This window comes from Pseudomonas sp. PDM10, assembly GCF_014852295.1.
In the GTDB taxonomy this organism is placed as follows: Bacteria; Pseudomonadota; Gammaproteobacteria; order Pseudomonadales; family Pseudomonadaceae; genus Aquipseudomonas.
Window position 1 is genome coordinate 442,725 of record NZ_JACVBJ010000005.1, and the last position, 19,895, is coordinate 462,619.

At 58.2% G+C, this 19,895-nt stretch carries 13 protein-coding genes and 2 tRNA genes; 10 read left to right on the plus strand and 5 right to left on the minus strand.

Annotated elements, in window-relative coordinates; genetic code table 11:
• Positions 1 to 232 precede the first annotated feature (232 nt).
• The 3 genes from IB252_RS19640 (at position 233) to IB252_RS19650 (ending at position 4,848) form a co-directional block, all read left to right on the plus strand.
• Positions 233 to 1,420, plus strand: coding sequence for an ATP phosphoribosyltransferase regulatory subunit (locus IB252_RS19640; protein ID WP_111449258.1), 1,188 nt, complete (start codon positions 233 to 235; stop codon positions 1,418 to 1,420).
• Between the two features lie 54 nt (positions 1,421 to 1,474).
• Positions 1,475 to 2,764: an adenylosuccinate synthase gene (locus tag IB252_RS19645; RefSeq protein ID WP_074873214.1), complete on the plus strand. Its 1,290-nt coding sequence runs from the start codon at positions 1,475 to 1,477 to the stop codon at positions 2,762 to 2,764.
• 149 nt (positions 2,765 to 2,913) lie between these two features.
• Positions 2,914 to 4,848 carry a methyl-accepting chemotaxis protein gene (locus IB252_RS19650; protein ID WP_192409982.1) on the plus strand — a complete coding sequence of 645 codons (1,935 nt, stop codon included), beginning with the start codon at positions 2,914 to 2,916 and terminating at the stop codon, positions 4,846 to 4,848.
• Positions 4,849 to 4,971: 123 nt separating this feature from the next.
• Here the strand turns inward: IB252_RS19650 and IB252_RS19655 are convergent, their stop codons facing one another.
• The 4 genes from IB252_RS19655 to IB252_RS19670 form a co-directional block, all read right to left on the minus strand.
• Positions 4,972 to 6,537 carry an ABC transporter permease gene (locus IB252_RS19655; protein ID WP_192409983.1) on the minus strand — a complete coding sequence of 522 codons (1,566 nt, stop codon included), beginning with the start codon at positions 6,535 to 6,537 and terminating at the stop codon, positions 4,972 to 4,974.
• Positions 6,537 to 7,547 (minus strand): iron ABC transporter substrate-binding protein, encoded by a 1,011-nt coding sequence (locus IB252_RS19660; protein WP_111449255.1) that lies wholly within the window; start codon positions 7,545 to 7,547, stop codon positions 6,537 to 6,539. The genes IB252_RS19655 and IB252_RS19660 overlap by 1 nt, the downstream gene beginning before the upstream one ends.
• A gap of 294 nt (positions 7,548 to 7,841) precedes the next feature.
• A tRNA-Leu gene (locus tag IB252_RS19665) sits at positions 7,842 to 7,928 on the minus strand.
• Positions 7,929 to 8,094: 166 nt separating this feature from the next.
• Positions 8,095 to 8,181, minus strand: a tRNA-Leu gene (locus IB252_RS19670).
• 226 nt (positions 8,182 to 8,407) lie between these two features.
• On the opposite strand from IB252_RS19670, the gene rnr reads away from it, so the two are divergent.
• The 7 genes from rnr to dnaB all read left to right on the plus strand — a co-directional run bounded on the left by rnr (position 8,408) and on the right by dnaB (position 15,710).
• Positions 8,408 to 11,038 carry a ribonuclease R gene (gene rnr, locus IB252_RS19675; RefSeq protein WP_192409984.1) on the plus strand — a complete coding sequence of 877 codons (2,631 nt, stop codon included), beginning with the start codon at positions 8,408 to 8,410 and terminating at the stop codon, positions 11,036 to 11,038.
• Entirely contained in the window at positions 11,035 to 11,802 is a 768-nt protein-coding gene (gene rlmB / locus IB252_RS19680) for a 23S rRNA (guanosine(2251)-2'-O)-methyltransferase RlmB (protein WP_192409985.1), read from the plus strand. Before rnr ends, rlmB begins: the two co-directional genes overlap by 4 nt.
• A gap of 314 nt (positions 11,803 to 12,116) precedes the next feature.
• Positions 12,117 to 12,539: a 30S ribosomal protein S6 gene (gene rpsF / locus IB252_RS19685; RefSeq protein WP_003217491.1), complete on the plus strand. Its 423-nt coding sequence runs from the start codon at positions 12,117 to 12,119 to the stop codon at positions 12,537 to 12,539.
• A gap of 28 nt (positions 12,540 to 12,567) precedes the next feature.
• The gene (gene rpsR / locus IB252_RS19690) at positions 12,568 to 12,798 is read left to right on the plus strand and encodes a 30S ribosomal protein S18 (RefSeq protein ID WP_002551829.1); all 231 of its coding nucleotides are present in this window, start codon (positions 12,568 to 12,570) and stop codon (positions 12,796 to 12,798) included.
• A 36-nt stretch (positions 12,799 to 12,834) separates the two neighbouring features.
• Positions 12,835 to 13,728, plus strand: coding sequence for a hypothetical protein (locus tag IB252_RS19695; protein ID WP_056746335.1), 894 nt, complete (start codon positions 12,835 to 12,837; stop codon positions 13,726 to 13,728).
• A 19-nt stretch (positions 13,729 to 13,747) separates the two neighbouring features.
• Entirely contained in the window at positions 13,748 to 14,194 is a 447-nt protein-coding gene (rplI, locus tag IB252_RS19700) for a 50S ribosomal protein L9 (RefSeq protein WP_003197251.1), read from the plus strand.
• 121 nt (positions 14,195 to 14,315) lie between these two features.
• Complete coding sequence (gene dnaB, locus IB252_RS19705; RefSeq protein ID WP_033055553.1) at positions 14,316 to 15,710, plus strand: replicative DNA helicase; 1,395 nt, start codon at positions 14,316 to 14,318, stop codon at positions 15,708 to 15,710.
• A gap of 30 nt (positions 15,711 to 15,740) precedes the next feature.
• Here the strand turns inward: dnaB and IB252_RS19710 are convergent, their stop codons facing one another.
• Positions 15,741 to 19,706: a dermonecrotic toxin domain-containing protein gene (locus IB252_RS19710; RefSeq protein ID WP_192409986.1), complete on the minus strand. Its 3,966-nt coding sequence runs from the start codon at positions 19,704 to 19,706 to the stop codon at positions 15,741 to 15,743.
• Positions 19,707 to 19,895: the final 189 nt, after the last annotated feature.

The following is a 19,895-nucleotide window of genomic DNA, read 5'->3' on the forward strand; positions in this document are numbered from 1 at the left end:
GCCGGGAAATTCCCGGCTTTTTTGCGTCTGCACGTTTGATTGCTGTTTTTTATGCAGGCGTCCGAGTTGAAATGACTCGACAGGTTTTTCGAGGAAAGTGGTTGGTGAAGCCGATTTCAGGCTTTTCGCCGCGTCGTTCATGCGCGTTGTTTGTGCGCATGAGCCGATCATTTTCTGCTTCACTCAAGGCTCGCCCAAAGGCTTGCCGCCCGGATCATAGGGGAATGGCGTAATGGCAACGGTAGACCGCTGGCTGCTGCCAGATGGCATCGAAGAAGTACTGCCACCAGAAGCGGCGCGCATTGAAGTCGCGCGTCGTCAGGTGTTGGATCTGTTCCAGAGCTGGGGTTACGAGTTTGTCGTGACTCCCCATATCGAGTACCTGGAATCCCTGCTGACCGGCGCGGGCCAGGACCTCGATCTGCGTACCTTCAAGGTCATCGACCCGCAATCGGGCCGGCAGATGGGGTTCCGTGCCGACATTACGCCGCAAGTGGCGCGCATCGATGCGCACACCTTGCGTCGCGAAGGCCCGAGCCGTCTGTGCTATGCCGGTAGCGTGCTGCACGCTCAACCGCGCGCCTTGTCGTCCTCGCGCAGTCCGATCCAGCTGGGTGCCGAGTTATACGGCGATGCCAGCCCGAGCAGCGACGTGGAAGTCATCAGCCTGATGTTGGCTATGCTGCAACTGGCCGATGTGCCGGATGTGCACATGGACCTCGGTCATGTGGGTATCTACCGCAGCCTGGCTCGCGCCGCCGGTTTGTCCGGTGAAGTCGAGCAACAGTTGTTTGACGCGTTGCAACGTAAGGCCATCGACGAGGTCATTACCTTGACCGAAGGCCTGCCTGCCGATCTGTCGGGCATGTTGCGGGCGCTGGTTGACCTGTGTGGCGGCCGTGAAGTCTTGAGCGCTGCCCGCGAGCGTCTGGCGGATGCACCGGCGCCAGTACTGGCCGCTCTGGACGACTTGCTGGCGATTGCCGAGCGTCTGTCCACGCGTTTCCCCGAGTTGCCGTTGTATTTCGACCTGGGCGAGTTGCGCGGCTACCACTACCACACCGGTGTGGTGTTCGCGGTGTTCGTACCGGGTGTTGGCCAGTCCATTGCTCAGGGCGGTCGTTACGACGACATCGGTGCCGACTTCGGTCGTGCCCGTCCGGCAACCGGCTTCTCTACCGATTTGAAAACCCTGGTGACCCTGGGGCGTGCTGAGATCGAGTTACCGTCTGGCGGTATCTGGATGCCTGACAGTACGGATGCAGCACTCTGGCAGCAGGTTTGCCAGTTGCGCAGTGAGGGTCAGCGTGTCGTTCAGGCGTTGCCTGGGCAACCTTTGGCCGCCGCCCGTGAAGCGGACTGCGACCGGCAATTGATTCAGCAGAACGGGCTTTGGCAAGTATCGCCACTGGCTTCTTGAGTTTTCCTGTCGGCTGCGGCCGGCACCAAGTTTGCGCGAATGAGGACAAGTGTTATGGGTAAGAATGTCGTAGTCCTGGGCACCCAATGGGGTGATGAGGGCAAAGGCAAGATCGTTGATCTGCTGACCGAACATGCTGCCGCCGTAGTGCGCTACCAGGGTGGCCACAACGCTGGTCACACCCTGGTGATCGATGGCGAAAAAACCGTCTTGCACCTGATCCCGTCGGGCGTGCTGCGCGAAGGCGTGCAGTGCCTGATCGGCAACGGCGTGGTGGTTGCACCCGACGCTCTGCTGCGGGAAATCATCAAGCTGGAAGAGAAAGGCGTACCGGTGCGCGAGCGCCTGCGTATCAGCCCGTCCTGCCCGCTGATCCTGTCCTTCCACGTAGCGCTGGACCAGGCCCGTGAAAAGGCCCGTGGCGAACTGAAGATCGGTACGACCGGTCGCGGCATCGGCCCGGCTTACGAAGACAAGGTTGCACGGCGTGGCCTGCGTGTGGGCGACCTGCTCAACATGCCGCGCTTTGAAGACAAGCTGCGCGAACTGGTGGACTACCACAACTTCATGCTGGTGGGTTACTACAAAGAGCCTGCCATCGAGTTCGAAAAAACCCTGGCCGAGTGCAAAGAATACGCTGAACTGCTCAAGCCGCTGATGCTGGACGTGACGGCCGAGCTCCACGACCTGCGTCGCGCCGGCAAAGACATCATGTTCGAAGGCGCCCAAGGTTCGTTGCTCGACATCGACCACGGTACCTATCCGTACGTGACCAGCTCCAACACCACCGCTGGTGGCGTGGCGACAGGTTCGGGCGTTGGTCCGATGTTCCTGGATTACATTCTGGGCATCACCAAGGCTTACACCACTCGCGTAGGTTCGGGTCCATTCCCGACTGAGCTGTTTGACGAAGTGGGTGCTCACCTGGCCAAACAAGGTCACGAGTTCGGCGCTACCACCGGCCGTGCCCGTCGTTGCGGCTGGTTCGACGCCGTTATCCTGCGTCGTGCCATCGATGTGAACAGCATCTCGGGCATCTGCCTGACCAAGCTCGACGTGCTCGACGGCCTCGAAACCATCAACATCTGCGTCGGCTACAAAGATGCGCAAGGCAATGCCGTTGCCCCGACTGATGCTGACAGCTACGTGGGCCTGCAGCCTGTGTACGAAGAAGTGCCGGGCTGGACCGAGTCGACTGTGGGTGCCAAAACCATGGAAGAGCTGCCAGCTAACGCCCGTGCTTACATCAAGCGCGTCGAAGAGCTGATCGGTGCGCCGATCGACATTATTTCGACGGGCCCGGACCGCAACGAAACCATCGTTTTGCGTCATCCGTTCGCTTAATAAGTCGTTGATGTAAAACACAAAGGCCCCTCATTTGGGGCCTTTGTCGTATCTGCCTGTCGGGCGGCACGACCTTTGCTGTGATGTTGATTAAAAGCATCGCTTCCAGTGCGCCATCAATTTAATGGCGCCAAGCAGAGGGATTTTAAGTGTCAGCCATTCTCTCACTGTTACAAAGCCGTCTTCTGCGGCCAGTGTTCGTTACCCTTGGTATCGCCCTTTTGGTGCAAGTGCTTGTAGCTGTCGCCCTGACCCGGAGCACAGTGACCGCACTGGAAGTTGATTTAGGTGTTCGCCTGGGTGCTGACAGTCAAAAGCTCTCCGGGGAACTGGAGCAGGCGGGGCGGGAAGTCACGTCGAGCCTCGACAGCCTGTCGACCAATACCCGTCAGCGACTCACCGCCGGCCTGTCGTCACGTTTGAAGGACGAGCAAGCACAACTGCGTGCAACGCTGGAGAAGGATCTGAAGGACTCCGCCAACGATATGGCGCAGCTTCTGGCTTCGGTCGCACCTCGCGCCATGTGGGACAGCGACGTTCCAACCTTGTCCGAATTCGCCCGCCGGGCCCAGCGCAATCCCAACGTGCTGTTCGTGATCTACGACGACGCTACTGGCCAGCACCTGACGCGCTATCTGAACCGCGAGAACCCGATCAACAAAGCGCTGCTGGAGAAAGGCCAGGGCGAGCGCGCATTGGACAAAGTGCTGGATGCGGCGAAGAACGATCCATCGGTCTACTACCTCGAAGCCTCAATCAGCCCCAATGGCGTGGAAATCGGCAAGGTCTTGATGGGTGTTTCCACCGCTTCCGTGGAAGTCGATCTGGCAGCCCTCGACAAACGCTTTTTGGCACTGATCGCCAGCAGTGATCAACTGGTCGGCGACAGCCTCAAAGGCGCGGCGGCTGATAGTGCTGCAGCGATGGGCGCGCGCCTGAAGTCGGCGCAGTCCACGGCTTCAGCGATGCAGGCCAACATCACCAGCACCGTGCAGGAAGCGGCAGGCACTTTGCGCTGGCGCATTGGCATGGGGCTCGCGTTGGTCGGTTGCGGTGTGCTGCTGTTGCTCGCGGTGGTGCTGGGTCGTCGAGTGGTCAATCGCTTGAAGCTGCTCATCGTTGCCATGGATGACCTGGCGGCGGGCGAGGGTGACCTGACCAAGCGGGTGCAGATCAACAGTAAGGACGAAATCGGCGACATGGCCTCGGCGGTCAATCGCTTTGTGGATAAGTTGCAGCCGATCGTGCGCGAAGCGGGCGATGTGGCCCAGCGTACCGGTGTGGAAATCGGCGCGATGACCTTGCGCAATGCCGGGGCCGATAAAGCGGCGGGCATGCAGCGCGATGAAGTGGCCGAGAGCCTGCGTGCGTTGTCGCAAATGGCTGATGAAGCCCAGTCGGAAAGTCATGCCATGCAGGCGGCCTTGCAGCAAGTGGTGGATATTCGTTCGGCGACGGATGAAAACACGCGGACGTCGGCGAAAGTCGGCAGCCTGATCGAGGCGTTGGCCGGGCAGGTCGACACCGGGGCGAAAGTCATCGAGCGGCTGGCGCAGCAGAGTGAGCAAATTGAAGTGGTGTTGACGGTGATTCACGGGATCGCCGAGCAGACCAACCTGCTGGCGCTGAACGCGGCGATCGAAGCGGCGCGTGCGGGCGAGACCGGTCGCGGGTTTGCCGTGGTCGCCGATGAAGTGCGAGCGCTGGCGAGCAAGACGCAGAGCTCCACTGGCGACATTCAGGCGCATATCGTTGCCTTGCAACAAGGTGCGCGTGAGGCGGTGGCAGCGATCGGTCAGGCCGGGCGTCAGGCCAGCGAAGGTTTGCTGGTGCTGCGTGACAGTGCGCGGTTGCAGCAATCAGTGCAGGCGTCGGTCGAGCAGGTTCATGCGGCGATTGGTCTGGCAACGCAGGCAGCGGCGCATCAGGCGCAAGGTGCGCAAGCGGTGCGCGGTCGGGTTGAAACCATTCATGCACAGGCTGAGAAAGCGGCTCAAGCGGTGGTGGAAACCACGGCCAGCGGCAAGGTACTGGATGGATTGGCGGCGCAGTTGAAGGCGAGTCTGGGGCAGTTCAGGGCTTAAATGTGTATCGACTGGGCGGGCCTCTTCGCGAGCAAGCCCGCTCCCACAGTGATTGTTGGTGGACACAAGATTTGTGAACACTTCAGATCAAATGTGGGAGCGGGCTTGTTCGCGAAGGCAATGTCAGCGGCTCAGATACATCCGGGTAGTAAGTAGATAAACCGGCAGCCCCGACACCAAAATCAACAACGCCGCATAAGGCGCCGCCGCCGCAAACTCCACATTAGCGGTATGCGCCCAGACTTCCGTCGCCAGGGTATTGAGCCCGGTCGGACTCAACAGCAGCGTCGCCGTCAGTTCCTTCATCGCATCCAGAAACACCAGCGCAAACGCTGCGCCCAGCGCCGGGAAAATGATCGGCAACGTCACCCGATAAAACGCACTGAAAGACGATGCGCCCAGCGTGCGCGCAGCCTCTTCCAGTTGCGGCGCAGCCTTGTTCAGCGCCGTACGAATCGGCGCCTGAGCCAGCGGCAAAAACAGCAACGCATAAGCGATCAGCAACAATGCCGAAGTCTGGTACAGCACGGGCACATAGTGCAGGGCGAAATACACCAACGTCAGTGCGATCACCAGTCCTGGCAGCGCATGCAGCAGATACGGCAAGCGTTCGGCCCAGATCGCCAATTGGCCCTTGTGGCGCACCACCAGCAATCCCACCGGCACTGCCAGCACCAGGCACAGCGCCGCGCCGCCCAGTGACAACGCCAGGGAGGAGAGCAGCGCCTCGCTGATCGCCGCCACCGGGAATGCTGCCGACGAACCCACTGCTAGCCAGTACGCCAGCATCCCGAGCGGAATACCGCTGCCGATGATCGCCAGCGCCAGGCAATAAAGTTGTCCGACGGCAGCCCAAGGCCCCAGCCGGACCTGTTCCGCATGCCGAGCCGCGCCCTGACCGGTGCGCACGTGTCGGCCCTTGCCGCGTACGCGCAGTTCCAGCCACAACAGCATCAGACACAGCGCCAGCAACACGGCGGAAAGCATCGCCGCATTCGCGTTACTGAATTCCAGTTCGAACTGTTGATAGATTGCGGTGGTAAACGTCTGCAGGCCGATGATCGATAGAGCACCGAACTCCACCAGCATGTGCAGCGCGATCAGCAGCGAGCCGGCGAGCAGTGATGGCCAGAGCAGCGGCAGGGTAATTCTGAAAAACACGCCCCAGCGATTCTGCCCCAGTGTGCGGGCGGATTCTTCGAGGGAGGGGTCGAGATTGCGCAGGGTCGCCGCGACCGGCAGAAAGATCAGCGGATACTTGGACAGGGTCATCACCAGGATCGCCCCGCCCAAGCCTTCGAAATGAGCACTCAGTGAGACCCAGGTAAAGCTGCTGACAAACGCCGGTACCGCGAACGGCAGGCATAAAATCACGCCCCACAAGCGCCGCCCCGGCAAGTTGCTGCGCTCAAGCAGCCAGGCCAGTGACAGGCCGATCACGCCACAAGCGAGCGTCACACCGACCATCAGCGCCAACGTGTTGCGCAGCAGGCCAAACACATAAGGGCGCCACAACAAATGCAGCGCCTCAGCCCAGCCGGCCTGCCAGGTTTTGAGTCCGACATACGCCAGTGGCAACAGGCTGAGCACCACCAGCAGCAAAACCGGTAGCAGCAGCCAGATCGATGGCCGCTTGCGCCGTGGCGCGTAACCCCCGCGCGCGACGGGGGCGGATAACGATACGCTCATCAGTTCAAGCCAACGTCACGTTCCAGGTCCAGGGCTTGCTCGGCATTGCCGAGATCGGCTGGCGTGACCTTCGGTGCCTCAAGTTCGCTGAACGGCTTGAGCCCGCGATCCGATTCCATGCCTTTGTGCAGCGGGTATTCGGCGGTGGTCTGGGTGATCACGCGCTGACCTTCTTCGCTGGCCATGTAAGCGAGGAATTGCTGGGCTTCTTTTGGATGTTTGCTGGATTTCAGCACGGCCGCACTGGAAACAGTGATCAGCCCGCCGACGTCGCCGCCGGTGAAGTAATGCAGTTTCGAATCGAGCTGACCTTTTTCACGCTGCAAGGCGAACCAGTAGTAGTTGTTCACCAGCACGGTAGCGACTTCGCCGTTTTCCACTGCCTTCAATGCAACCATGTTGTTGCTGTAGGTCTTGCCGAAAGCACGCAAACCGGTCAGCCATTCTTCGGCCGCGTCCATGCCGTGCACTTTGATGATTGCCACGGCCTGTTCCTGGAACGCGCCACTGGTGGGCACGAAGCCGACCTTGCCTTGCCATTTCGGATCGGAGAACTCCATGACCGACTTGGGCAGGTCTTTTTCGTCAATCAGCTTGGGGTTGTAGGCGACGACGCGGACTCGCGCGGTGATGCCGATCCAGGTGCCGTTGCCGGCGACGTAGTCTTTGGGCAGAACGGCCAGGGTGGCAGCATCGGTCTGCGCCAGCAGGCCTTGTTCGCCGAGTTTGTTCAGTGGTGGCGATTCTTCGGTGTAGATCACGTCGGCAGGGGAGCGAGCACCTTCTTCGACGACCTGGCTGGCGAGCTGGTTGCTGCTGCCTTTGCGCACATTGACGTGAATCCCGGTCTTGGCTTCGAAGGCTTTGGCGATGGCATCGCCGACTTCTTTGTGTTGACCGTTATAGAGTGTCAGGGAAACCGGTTCGGCGGCTTGGGTGAGGGGAGTGGCGAGTGCCAGGCCGAGCAGGGTCATGGTCAGGCCGCGGCGCAGGGTATTTCGAAACATCATTCGCAAGGTTCCTCACTGTCGCATTGCAAAAACTTGAAACAATGATAAACGATATTGTTTCTCAAGTGCGCCTTGCGGGGCGAAGACGGCTCTGCTAGAGCGGGCTCGGGCATAACGCTCAATCTGTAGGAGCTAAGCTTGCTCGCGATGGCGATCTCAAGGACGCCATCGCTGGCAAGCCGTGCTCCTACAGAAGGCGCGCAGTGGCTCTCATAAGATTTTTGAAAGCCAGAAACGCAAAAACCCGCTTTCGCGGGTTTTTGTGAAATTTCAGATCGACTCTGAAATTTGAATTGGTGCCCAGAAGAAGACTCGAACTTCCACGACCTTGCGGTCACCAGCACCTGAAGCTGGCGTGTCTACCAATTTCACCATCTGGGCATAATCTTCAGCGTTGCCGCTGTTGATGTGGCGCACTATACGGAGAGCTTTTTGATCTGTAAACCCCTGATTTAGTTTTAATAATTCAGGGGCTTGGAATGCAAAAAACCCGCTTTCGCGGGTTTTTGTGTGAGCCTTGAAATTGATCTAATCTCAAGCTCGAAATTGGTGCCCAGAAGAAGACTCGAACTTCCACGACCTTGCGGTCACCAGCACCTGAAGCTGGCGTGTCTACCAATTTCACCATCTGGGCATTATCGACAATGCGTCTGCGTCGTCGATGGCGCGCACTATACGGAGCGTCTTTTTAACTGTAAACCCCTGAAGTCGAAAAAACCTGGAAAATTTTACCAGTGGCATTTAATTCAGCTTCGCGCTGTCGATAAAGGGCTTTAGATGGGCTCTCATAGCCTGAAATTTCCCGTTTCATTACGCCTATGCCAAACTAACCCGCATATAGACAAGGTGAAAACTCTCTAATGGCCGATTGGCAGTCCCTCGATCCCGAGGCCGCTCGTGAAGCGGAAAAATATGACAACCCTATTCCTAGCCGCGAACTGATCCTTCAGCACCTTGCTGATCGGGGTTCGCCTGCTAACCGCGAGCAGCTGGTCGAAGAGTTTGGTCTGACGACAGAAGACCAGATCGAAGCCCTGCGCCGCCGCCTGCGCGCCATGGAGCGCGACGCTCAACTCATCTATACCCGTCGCGGCACCTATGCGCCGGTGGACAAGCTCGACCTGATCCTGGGCCGCATCAGCGGTCACCGTGACGGCTTCGGCTTCCTGGTCCCGGACGACGGCAGTGACGACCTGTTCATGAGCCCGGCGCAAATGCGTCTGGTGTTCGATGGCGATCGTGCCCTGGCCCGCGTTTCCGGCCTCGACCGTCGCGGTCGCCGCGAAGGCATGATCGTAGAAGTGGTGTCCCGTGCCCACGAGACCATCGTTGGCCGTTACTTCGAAGAGGGCGGCATTGGTTTCGTCGTTGCGGACAATCCGAAGATCCAGCAAGAAGTGCTGGTGACGCCGGGCCGTAACGCCAACGCCCAGATCGGTCAGTTCGTCGAAGTGAAGATCACTCACTGGCCGACGCCACGCTTCCAGCCGCAAGGCGACGTGGTCGAAGTCGTGGGTAACTACATGGCGCCGGGCATGGAAATCGACGTTGCCCTGCGCACGTACGACATTCCTCACGTCTGGCCTGAGGCTGTGTTGAAAGAGGCCGCCAAGCTCAAGCCGGAAGTCGAAGAGAAAGACAAAGAGAAGCGCATCGACCTGCGCCATCTGCCGTTCGTGACCATCGACGGTGAAGATGCGCGTGACTTCGATGATGCGGTCTACTGTGAAGCCAAGCCGGGCAAGCTGCGCCTGTTCTCCGGCGGCTGGAAGTTGTACGTGGCGATTGCCGACGTTTCCAGCTACGTGAAAATCGGTTCGGCGCTGGACAACGAGTCCCAGGTTCGTGGCAACTCGGTGTATTTCCCTGAGCGCGTCGTGCCGATGCTGCCTGAGCAGCTGTCCAACGGTCTGTGCTCGCTGAACCCGCACGTCGATCGTCTGGCCATGGTTTGCGAGATGACCATCTCCAAATCCGGCGAGATGACCGACTACTGCTTCTACGAAGCGGTGATTCACTCCCACGCTCGCCTGACCTACAACAAAGTCAGCGCGATGCTGGAAACGCCGAAACTCACCGAGGCGCGTGAGCTCCGTGGCGAGTACAACGACGTTCTGCCGCACCTCAAGCAGCTTTACGCGCTGTACAAAGTGCTGCTGGCCGCTCGTCACGTGCGTGGCGCGATCGATTTCGAAACGCAGGAAACCCGGATCATCTTCGGGACCGAGCGCAAGATTGCCGAAATCCGTCCGACCGTTCGTAATGATGCGCACAAGCTGATCGAGGAATGCATGCTGGCGGCCAACGTGGCCACCGCCGAATTCCTGAAAAAGCACGAAATCCCAGCGCTGTACCGCGTCCACGATGGCCCGCCACCGGAGCGTCTGGAAAAACTGCGCGCTTTCCTTGGCGAGCTCGGTCTGTCCCTGCACAAAGGCAAGGACGGCCCGTCGCCGAAGGACTACCAGGCATTGCTGGCGAGCATCAAGGACCGTCCGGATTTCCATCTGATCCAGACCGTTATGCTGCGTTCGTTGAGCCAGGCTGTGTACAGCGCCGATAATCAGGGCCACTTCGGCCTGAATTACGAAGCCTATACCCACTTCACCTCGCCGATCCGCCGCTACCCGGACTTGCTCACGCACCGGGCGATTCGCAGCGTCATCCATTCGAAAATGGACACCCCGCACGTTCGCCGTGCTGGCGCGATGACCATTCCGAAAGCGCGCATCTACCCGTACGACGAAGCGATCCTGGAGCAGCTCGGCGAGCAGTGCTCGATGAGCGAGCGCCGTGCCGACGAAGCGACCCGCGACGTCGTGAACTGGCTCAAGTGCGAGTTCATGAAAGACCGTGTGGGCGAGTCGTTCCCGGGTGTGATCACTGCCGTGACCGGTTTTGGTCTGTTCGTCGAACTGACCGATATCTACGTCGAAGGCCTGGTGCACGTCACCGCGCTGCCGGGCGATTACTACCACTTCGATCCTGTGCACCACCGCCTGGCCGGTGAGCGTACCGGTCGCAGCTTCCGTCTTGGCGATACCGTTGAGGTGCGCGTTATGCGCGTCGACCTCGACGAGCGCAAGATCGACTTCGAGATGGCTGAAAAAACCATCAGTGCGCCGATTGGTCGCAAGAAACGCGGGACTGAAACCGCTGCGCCAGCTACCAAAACGGCTGCAGAGCCGGCCCCGGCGAAAACCGGTCGTCGTCCTGCCAAGGAAAAGGCTGTCGAAGCCTATCGCCCGAGCGATGCTGCGGCGAAAAATGCCGAATTGCGCAAAAGCCGCGAATTGAAGCAGGCGTTATTGTCTGAAGCGAAAAGCGGCGGTAAAGCGGCGTCTGGGGGAAAGACCGGACGGTCGGCGCCTGACAAGGCTCCCGGCGGCAAGCCAGCCAAAACGAGCAAACACCGTAAAGGCCCGCCAAAAGCGGGTTCTGCGCCAGCCGCCAAAAGCGGCGGGGCGCGTAAACCGAAGGCCAAGTCATGAGTCAGTTGGAAAAGATCTACGGCGTGCACGCTGTAGAAGCGTTGCTGCGTCACCACCCAAAACGCGTCAAGCAGATCTGGTTGGCCGAAGGCCGCAGTGATCCGCGTGTTCAGACGCTGATCGAGCTGGCTAACGAAAACCGCGTGGCCGTTGGCAACGCCGAACGCCGTGAGCTGGATGCCTGGGTTGAAGGCGTGCACCAGGGCGTGGTGGCAGAGGTGAGTCCGAGCCAGGTCTGGGGCGAGGCGATGCTCGACGAGTTGCTCGATCGCACCGAAGGCGCACCGCTGTTGCTGGTGCTCGACGGCGTGACCGATCCGCACAACCTCGGCGCTTGCCTGCGTTCGGCCGATGCGGCCGGTGCTCTGGCGGTGATCGTTCCGAAGGACAAGTCGGCGACGTTGACCCCGACGGTACGTAAAGTGGCTTGCGGCGCGGCGGAAGTGATTCCGTTGGTTGCGGTAACCAATCTGGCGCGCACCCTGGAAAAGCTCAAGCAGCGTGGCTTGTGGGTTGTCGGTACGGCGGGCGAGGCTGAGCAGAGTCTGTATCAGCACGACATGACCGGCCCGACCATCCTGATCATGGGTGCTGAAGGCAGCGGCATGCGTCGCCTGACCCGCGATCTTTGCGACTACTTGGTGCACCTGCCGATGGCCGGTAGCGTCAGCAGCCTCAACGTTTCCGTGGCGACCGGCGTCTGCCTGTTTGAAGCCCAGCGCCAGCGCGGCGTCAAGGCTGCCGGAACCGCCAAGAAGTCCTGATCCAGCGGTACCCCCCCCCCTCCTGTGGGAGCTAGCCTGCTAGCGATGGCGGAGTCACATTCAACATCAATATTGAATGTTTTTTCCTCATCGCTAGCAGGCTAGCTCCCACAGTGGTTTGTGTTTTGGGCAAATAGTCGTGGCTGTTCAAATAATCACCAATTGCCTTGCACCTCTTCTGTCCCTTCTCTACAATTGCGCCCCTTGCTGTGACGGCAGGCACGCATGTGTCTATCGCAAGCAAGTCCATAAGTGTCATTCACTCCTTGTCTGACCGCTTTTGAGCGGCAGGCTACAACCCGTAAGGAGCATTCATGCGTCATTACGAAATCATCTTTTTGGTCCACCCGGATCAAAGCGAGCAAGTCGGCGGCATGGTAGAGCGTTACACCAAGCTGATCGAAGAAGACGGCGGCAAAATCCACCGTCTGGAAGATTGGGGCCGTCGTCAACTGGCCTACGCAATCAACAATGTTCACAAGGCTCACTACGTGATGCTGAACGTTGAATGCACTGGCAAGGCCCTGGCCGAGCTGGAAGACAACTTCCGCTACAACGATGCAGTGATCCGTAACCTGGTCATCCGTCGCGAAGAAGCCGTTACCGGCCAATCCGAGATGCTCAAGGCTGAAGAAAACCGCAGTGAGCGCCGTGAGCGTCGCGACCGTCCTGAGCACGAAGGCGCTGAAAGCGCTGACAGTGATGACAGCGACAACAGCGATAACGCTGACGAGTAATCCACGGACCTTTTGAGGAGCCTATTACATGGCACGTTTCTTCCGTCGTCGTAAATTCTGCCGCTTCACCGCTGAAGACGTGAAAGAGATCGATTACAAAGATCTCAACACTCTGAAAGCTTATGTATCCGAGACCGGCAAAATCGTTCCAAGCCGCATCACCGGTACCAAAGCACGTTATCAGCGTCAGCTGGCCACCGCTATCAAGCGCGCCCGCTTCCTGGCCCTGCTGGCCTACACCGACAGCCACGGCCGCTGAGACCGGGCAGTCGACACGTAGCAAAGGATTGAAAGCATGCGTGCCATAGCTGAGTTCATCATGCGCGGCCGTATGCAGGCCACTCTAGTAGTGGCCGGATGCGCAACATTGCCGTTGTTGTATTGGTTGGGTGCTGCCGCGGGTTGCCTTGTGCTCCTGCGGCGCGGATTGAAGGACGCCCTGGGCGTTCTTGCTCTGGGACTGCTGCCGGCGTTGATCTGGTGGCTTTACTCCGATGACCCACGGGCACTTCTGGTGCTGCTGGGGTCTTGGAGCCTTGCGTTGGTTTTGCGCGCAAGCGAATCCTGGAACCGCGTGCTGCTGGTCAGCATAGCGATGGGAGTGGTGTTTTCAGTGGTGCTGGGGACGGCTTTTGGTCCCCAAATCGAGATGCTGGCGCAGGCTTTGATAAAAGTCATGCCGTCGCTACTCGGTGATGTCTACCAGAAGTTGTCGGTAGACGAGCAAGCGCATTTTGCGTCCCTGATCGCACCGGTCCTGACCGGCCTGATTGCGGCCTTGTTGCAAATCGTCAGTGTGCTGAGCCTGCTTGTCGGGCGCTACTGGCAGGCGTTGTTGTACAACCCGGGTGGTTTTGGTCGCGAGTTTCGCGCCATCCGATTCCCGCTGGGGCTGGCGATGTTGCTGCTGGCGTTCATGCTTCTGGGACCGAACATCGGTCCACAGATGGCCATGTTGACGCCGTTGTGCAGTGTACCGCTGGTGTTCGCCGGGCTGGCCCTGATTCACGGGCTGGTGGCGCAAAAGCGACTGGCCAGGTTCTGGCTGGTGGGGTTGTACGTCACGCTGTTGCTGTTCATGCAGCTGATCTATCCGTTGCTGGTGGTCTTGGCCATCGTCGACAGCCTGATTGATTTTCGCGGTCGTTCGACGCCGAAAGACGTCGATAGCGCGAACGGTGAAGGTTAAAAGTTAAGAGGATTTTCACATGCAACTGATCCTTCTGGAAAAAGTCACCAACCTGGGCAACCTGGGTGACAAAGTGAACGTTAAGGCTGGTTACGGTCGTAACTACCTGCTGCCTTACGGCAAAGCTACCGCTGCGACCGCTGCCAACCTGGCTGCGTTCGAAGAGCGTCGTGCTGAGCTGGAAAAAGCCGCAGCAGATCGTAAAACTTCGGCTGAAAGCCGCGCTGCCCAACTGGCTGAGCTGGAAGTGACTATCACTGCCACCGCTGGCGACGAAGGCAAGCTGTTCGGTTCGATCGGTACTCACGACATCGCTGATGCACTGACCGCCTCTGGCGTTGAAGTTGCAAAAAGCGAAGTTCGTCTGCCGAACGGCACTATCCGCAACGTAGGCGAATTCGACGTAGCCGTGCACCTGCACGCCGAAGTTGAAGCCACCGTACGCGTTGTCGTGGTAGCAGCTTAAGCAGCACTTGTCGGCTGGTGCCCTCGGGTGCTTGCCGGTAACATCGGGCACGATCCTGTTTACAGGTCGTGCCCTTTGTCTTTCTGCAGTTCCTGATTTTCACATCTAATTCCAAGTGGCCATGAACGATATCTCCGCTCCCGAGCAATACGATCTGCAAACCGCTGCCCTGAAGGTGCCGCCGCATTCCATCGAGGCCGAACAGGCCGTGCTCGGTGGTTTGATGCTGGACAACAACGCCTGGGAACGCGTGCTTGATCAGGTGTCGGACGGCGATTTCTATCGACATGACCACCGTTTGATCTTCCGCGCGATCGCCAAGCTCGCTGACCAGAACTCGCCGATCGACGTCGTGACCCTTGCCGAGCAATTGGACAAGGAAGGCCAGACGTCGCAAGTTGGCGGCCTCGGATACCTTGGCGAACTGGCAAAAAACACGCCGTCCGTCGCCAACATCAAGGCGTATGCCCAGATCGTTCGTGCGCGGGCGACGTTGCGGCAGTTGATCGGCATCGCCACCGAAATCGCCGACAGCGCCTTCAACCCGGAAGGCCGCTCGGCTGAAGAGATTCTCGACGAAGCCGAACGGCAGATTTTCCAGATCGCCGAGGCCCGGCCAAAAACCGGCGGCCCGGTGAGCGTGAATGACCTGTTGACCAAGGCCATCGACCGCATCGACACCTTGTTCAATACGGACAACGCCATTACCGGCCTGTCCACCGGTTATACCGATCTCGACGGTATGACCAGCGGCCTGCAGCCGTCTGACCTGATCATCGTCGCCGGCCGTCCATCCATGGGTAAAACCACCTTTGCGATGAACCTGGTGGAAAACGCCGTGCTGCGCAGCGACAAATGCGTATTGGTTTACTCGCTGGAGATGCCAGGCGAATCGCTGATCATGCGTATGTTGTCGTCCCTCGGCCGGATCGATCAGACCAAGGTTCGTGCCGGTCGCCTGGAAGACGACGATTGGCCGCGCCTGACATCGGCGGTCAACTTGCTCAACGATCGCAAGCTGTTCATTGACGATACGGCCGGTATCAGCCCCTCGGAAATGCGCGCGCGGACCCGGCGTCTGGTGCGTGAACACGGCGATATCGCGCTGATCATGATCGACTACCTGCAATTGATGCAGATCCCGGGTTCTGGCGGTGACAACCGGACCAACGAGATTTCCGAGATTTCCCGTTCCTTGAAAGCCCTGGCCAAGGAATTCAACTGCCCGGTGGTGGCGCTGTCCCAGCTCAACCGCTCCCTGGAGCAGCGACCGAACAAACGCCCGATCAACTCCGACCTCCGGGAATCCGGAGCGATCGAGCAGGATGCCGACGTCATCATGTTCGTGTACCGGGACGAGGTGTATCACCCGGAAACCGAGCACAAGGGCATCGCCGAGATCATCATCGGCAAGCAGCGGAACGGGCCGATCGGTACGTCACGACTGGCGTTCATCGGTAAGTACACCCGCTTCGAAAACCTGGCGCCGGGCAGCTACAACTTCGACGACGAGTAACGTCAAGGGTGTCCGGTTGATAGCTGTGTTTCAGGCGAACAGGGCTCTGATCGCTTGCTCGGTGTAGCCATAGTTCCAACGCAGCTCGTTATCGACGGGAATGTCGTCGGTGGCAAAGAAGGCGTACAGCAAGTATTTTTCCTTGCCTGCGCCTTGGGCTTGAACCACCACATCGAACGGCACGGCTTCGACGTTGTAACCCGTTGTTGCCTGTCGTGCCGGCTTGCCCTGTTCATACTCGAAGAGAGTATTCATTCGGGACAGCACATTGTCTCCAGACAACAGAACGGTAGAAGGTCGGGCGTGGGTGAACAGCTTCCCGGGCAGTACATCGATGAGGAATGGGTCCTTTCTGGCGACACCGACATAACCGGGTATCAATCCTCCCCCATAGACCCCAAGAATCTCCCCTTTAACCAGCGGCTTTTTGTTGCTCACCATGTCTTGCCCGATCAAGGTCCTTTCCTCAGGCATCTTGCAGTCGGCGGCGGTGAATGTGCGTAGCGCCAGCTTCTCTTCGTACAGGTTGGCTACGTCTTCGAAGCCCTCCCATTGAATGTAAGGTTTGATTGCCGCGGCCTGGTAGCGGGTACCCCCATCAGCCGATCTGGCCTGCTGCTGAATTTTTTTGATGCGTAACGGTTGCCCTTTCAAGTCCCTGAGGGGGTAACGGCCGTTGTTGGCGCGATCATATTTGCCGCGTGTGTTGATGGCCTGTTGAAAGGATCTGATGCTGGACATTCGCTCGCGTTCGGCGGCAGTGAATGGCACAGGCATGATGTATTCGGTGGCGCTGTGATAGCTGCCGCTTGCCTCCTCCGGAATATCGAGGTGCCTGGACGAGCCAACGCCCGGAGTGCCGCCCGGTAAGCCGCTATCGGTATCGATCTCCCAACCACCCCCAGCCTTTTTCCGCACATAGGGCTTGTACGCTCGATAGGGGCTGCGCGCATCGATGACTTGCCAACCCGGTTTGGCGTATTGCACTTGATAGTACAGGCGGTTTTCCTGCACGTAATACGTGTGCGTGCCACCTTGTAGGGGGCGCTGTTCATAAACGCCATCTGCGCGCAACGACAGGTTCGTCGGTGTTTCTTGCCGGGCAAAATAGGTATCAAGAGGCACGCCTGGAGTGACGGGCTCGGTAGCCCATGACGCATCAGCTTCCCGAATAGCCAAAGGTTGTTTGTGTAAATGCTCAATGACGTTGTTGAGCGCGGTTTTGACACGGTCAGTCCAGCGATTGGCAATGGCAAAGCGCTCGGCTTCAGGCAGGGCCGCTTTGATCGAGGTATAGAGGTCGGCCAATCCATTAAGCGAATTTCCCGCAGCATCATAAGCCCTGTACTGCGTGCCTACTCGAACCAGAACTCTGCGATGAACGGCTGTGTCACTGCCGACGCTGCTCAGCAATGTGCCGTTGAGGGTTGCATCACGCATTTCGATGTGCACCGAGTCAGCCCAGTGAGGCAAGTGCTTGAGGTTCGTGAGGATGAGTTTGTCGGTGTCGAGCGGGCGAGCCGAATCAAGATAAAGCCCCTCATAAGTACGTGCGGTTTCGACTTCTTTGGAATATTCGGCTGCTTCCTTTTCCATGAGTGGCAGCAACTGCCCTTTGCGCACGATTTGTTGTTTTTCCAGTGTGCTGAGGCTAAGTGTCATTTGTTGCAGATAGCTTTTTGGCAGCGTTGGATACTTGGTGCGAATGTGTTCCTGTATCGAGTTTTCCGGTTGATCGGTCAGCGCATAAACTTTTGAAAACAGCAGAGCTTTTGTCGCCGCAAGTTTGATCTCGAGGCACTGTGCCAGGCGCTCTGCGTTAGAGGCAGTGGAGGGCGCCAGCTCTTTGAGCAGCTCACTGAGCTCTTCAGTTTCCAGCTTCTCGACAACAGCGTCAGTCAGTTCGCCGTTTCTGAGTTGGGCGTAGGTCAATCTAAGTTCTGGCAGTGTTGCATCGGCGGAGTCACCAAAAGCAAAGAGTGTTTCAGTCCCGTCGACTACGGTCAGGTATCGAGTGGTTGGCCAGCCGCTCAGTGTGGTGAGCAGGTGCAGCAAGATGAACGGTGAGTAAGTGCCGGTTTTAGTACCTTTGCTGCGTTCTATCTTGAAATCATTTATTTCCTGCCTCAAATCAAAGCGCTTCAACACATCGGTCAGCAGGGCCGGCGGACGTTGGGTGTTCAGATGAAGTTCAATGAGAGCCAATCTGTCTAATCCGCAGACCAGCAGAATGGGCTCGACGGCTTCTTGGCGGATATTGCGTGCGACAGGGCCAAGACGCCTGATCAGTTTCAACCCATCCCAAGTGTGCGGGGCCTCGTGCAGATGGCGCCATCCGGCGGCATCGTTTTGTACCATCTGTGGTGCATACCCGTTTGGATCAGAAGGGTGTTGCAGCTCCCACTGCCGGGTGGCGATGTCGACCTTTACTTCATAGAAATGGTCTTCCAGTGCTACATAGGTTTTTGCGTTGTGTTTATACAAACCTTGAGCGTTGGGATGGATGTTTTCAGGGAGTTGAAGTGTATTCCGATAGGGCATCAGATCGGGGTGCCAGAGTCGTTCGCTATTGTCGCTCAACCTGATTTTCACCAGGTGAGTGGCGATCCCGGTGGTTTTTATTGCGCCGGCCGTGATGATGCCCAGAGCCGCGGCGTCTGCGACGTCGAGCAGATCATTCAACGCTTCATCGGTATCGCCACGACTCCAGGCGGCAACGCCGTGATAGACCGAGTGAAGTAACTGCAACGCTGTTACCGCCAGCATCACTTCACCGATGACCGGTATGAAGGACGCGGCGAAAAATAACAGCGACTCTCCTGCTGCCTCAAGCTCCTGACGTTTTTTCAAGCTGCCGGCGGTGTTGGCCTCTGCCGTGGGGACCGCCAGCACACGTGCATCAGCTTTCAGGTGGGCAATGCGTTGCTTGAAGGCCGTTTCATAGATGTCACCGGCCATATCGACACGCACTAAGGGTTTGGCAAAAGACGGATTACTAAGGCGGGTTTCGCCTGACCACAAAGTGCCTGTGGTCAGCGGCGTTCCCTGGCGCTCAAACGGAATGAAGCGATTGAAGAATTTGCGGTAAGAGGGTGTGTCCAGCTTAATTGCCAAGGCTTTTTGAAGCGCGTTATATGAGTCATATCGTTTGATCGCGTTATCGGGATCATCGGGAATGTAAAGGACGTGTTTGATCTGAGGCCATTTATCCCGAAGTATCACGATGCCCGGAAGGGCTATGCCGTCCAGAGTCAGCTGTGAACAGATCAAGTCCTTGTGGCTGCCGGCGTGGCTCAGTTCGAGTAATAGCGTGTAAAGATCTTTGTTGATGGATTTCTTCATCAGGGCGATGTGGATCGCCGCCTCAAAAGTATTTTGATCGTCGTTCCTGATCAGGGCCTTTATCTGGTTTGCCGAGTGAGTGGCGGTTGTTCCCGCCGTTGCGCAAGGTTCCAGTATTTCGCTGATGTGTCTCTGGTACTGCATGCCGATGTCCAGCTCGCGACAAACCCCGGCGAAGTTTTCTGGGCTGACAGCGCTTTTTTTCTTTTCGACGTACCCGGACAAATAGATGGCCGATCCCGCTTCAAAGCCACCGCTCTGGGCTTCGGAAGGTTCGAAGTTCTGCAAAGCGGCGTCTACAAGCGTTTGTTCGGTGGTTTTATGATGTGTTTTGATCAGCCCCAGGAGATGGGAGTTCTTCCACTCGCGCAGCAGTGTGGATTTTTCAGCGTCCAGCGATCCCAGGTGCCCTGTAAGCTTTTCACTCAACAAGGATCGGGCAAAGTTCACGGGGTTTTTCAGATCCTCGAAGACTGAGGCCAACGCCTGCCTGGCGGCATTGCTTTTGAGCAGGCAAGCGCGAAACGTTTTGCGTTGTTCGGCGGATCCCTCGACTAGCCAGCCAGGCAGCTTGCTCTGGATGAAACTTGCGTGAGCAGATAGGGCCGCAGGGGTAGGTGCGGGGGTTGTATTGTGTAAAGTCGAATCGTTCAAGGGCGCTCCGTGGCTCTGGATAAGCCAGTCTGATAATTGAAGCGCCAGATTACTCGCGGGTTTTTTGCTTGAAGAATCTCTATGTAGTGACCTGTGCCCAGCGAAATGTGCTGTATCGGTCAAGGGGGCAGGCCTGAGGGTAAAAGCCGACCGCTGTTGTCGGAATTGGTTATTTTTTGTGCTATATTC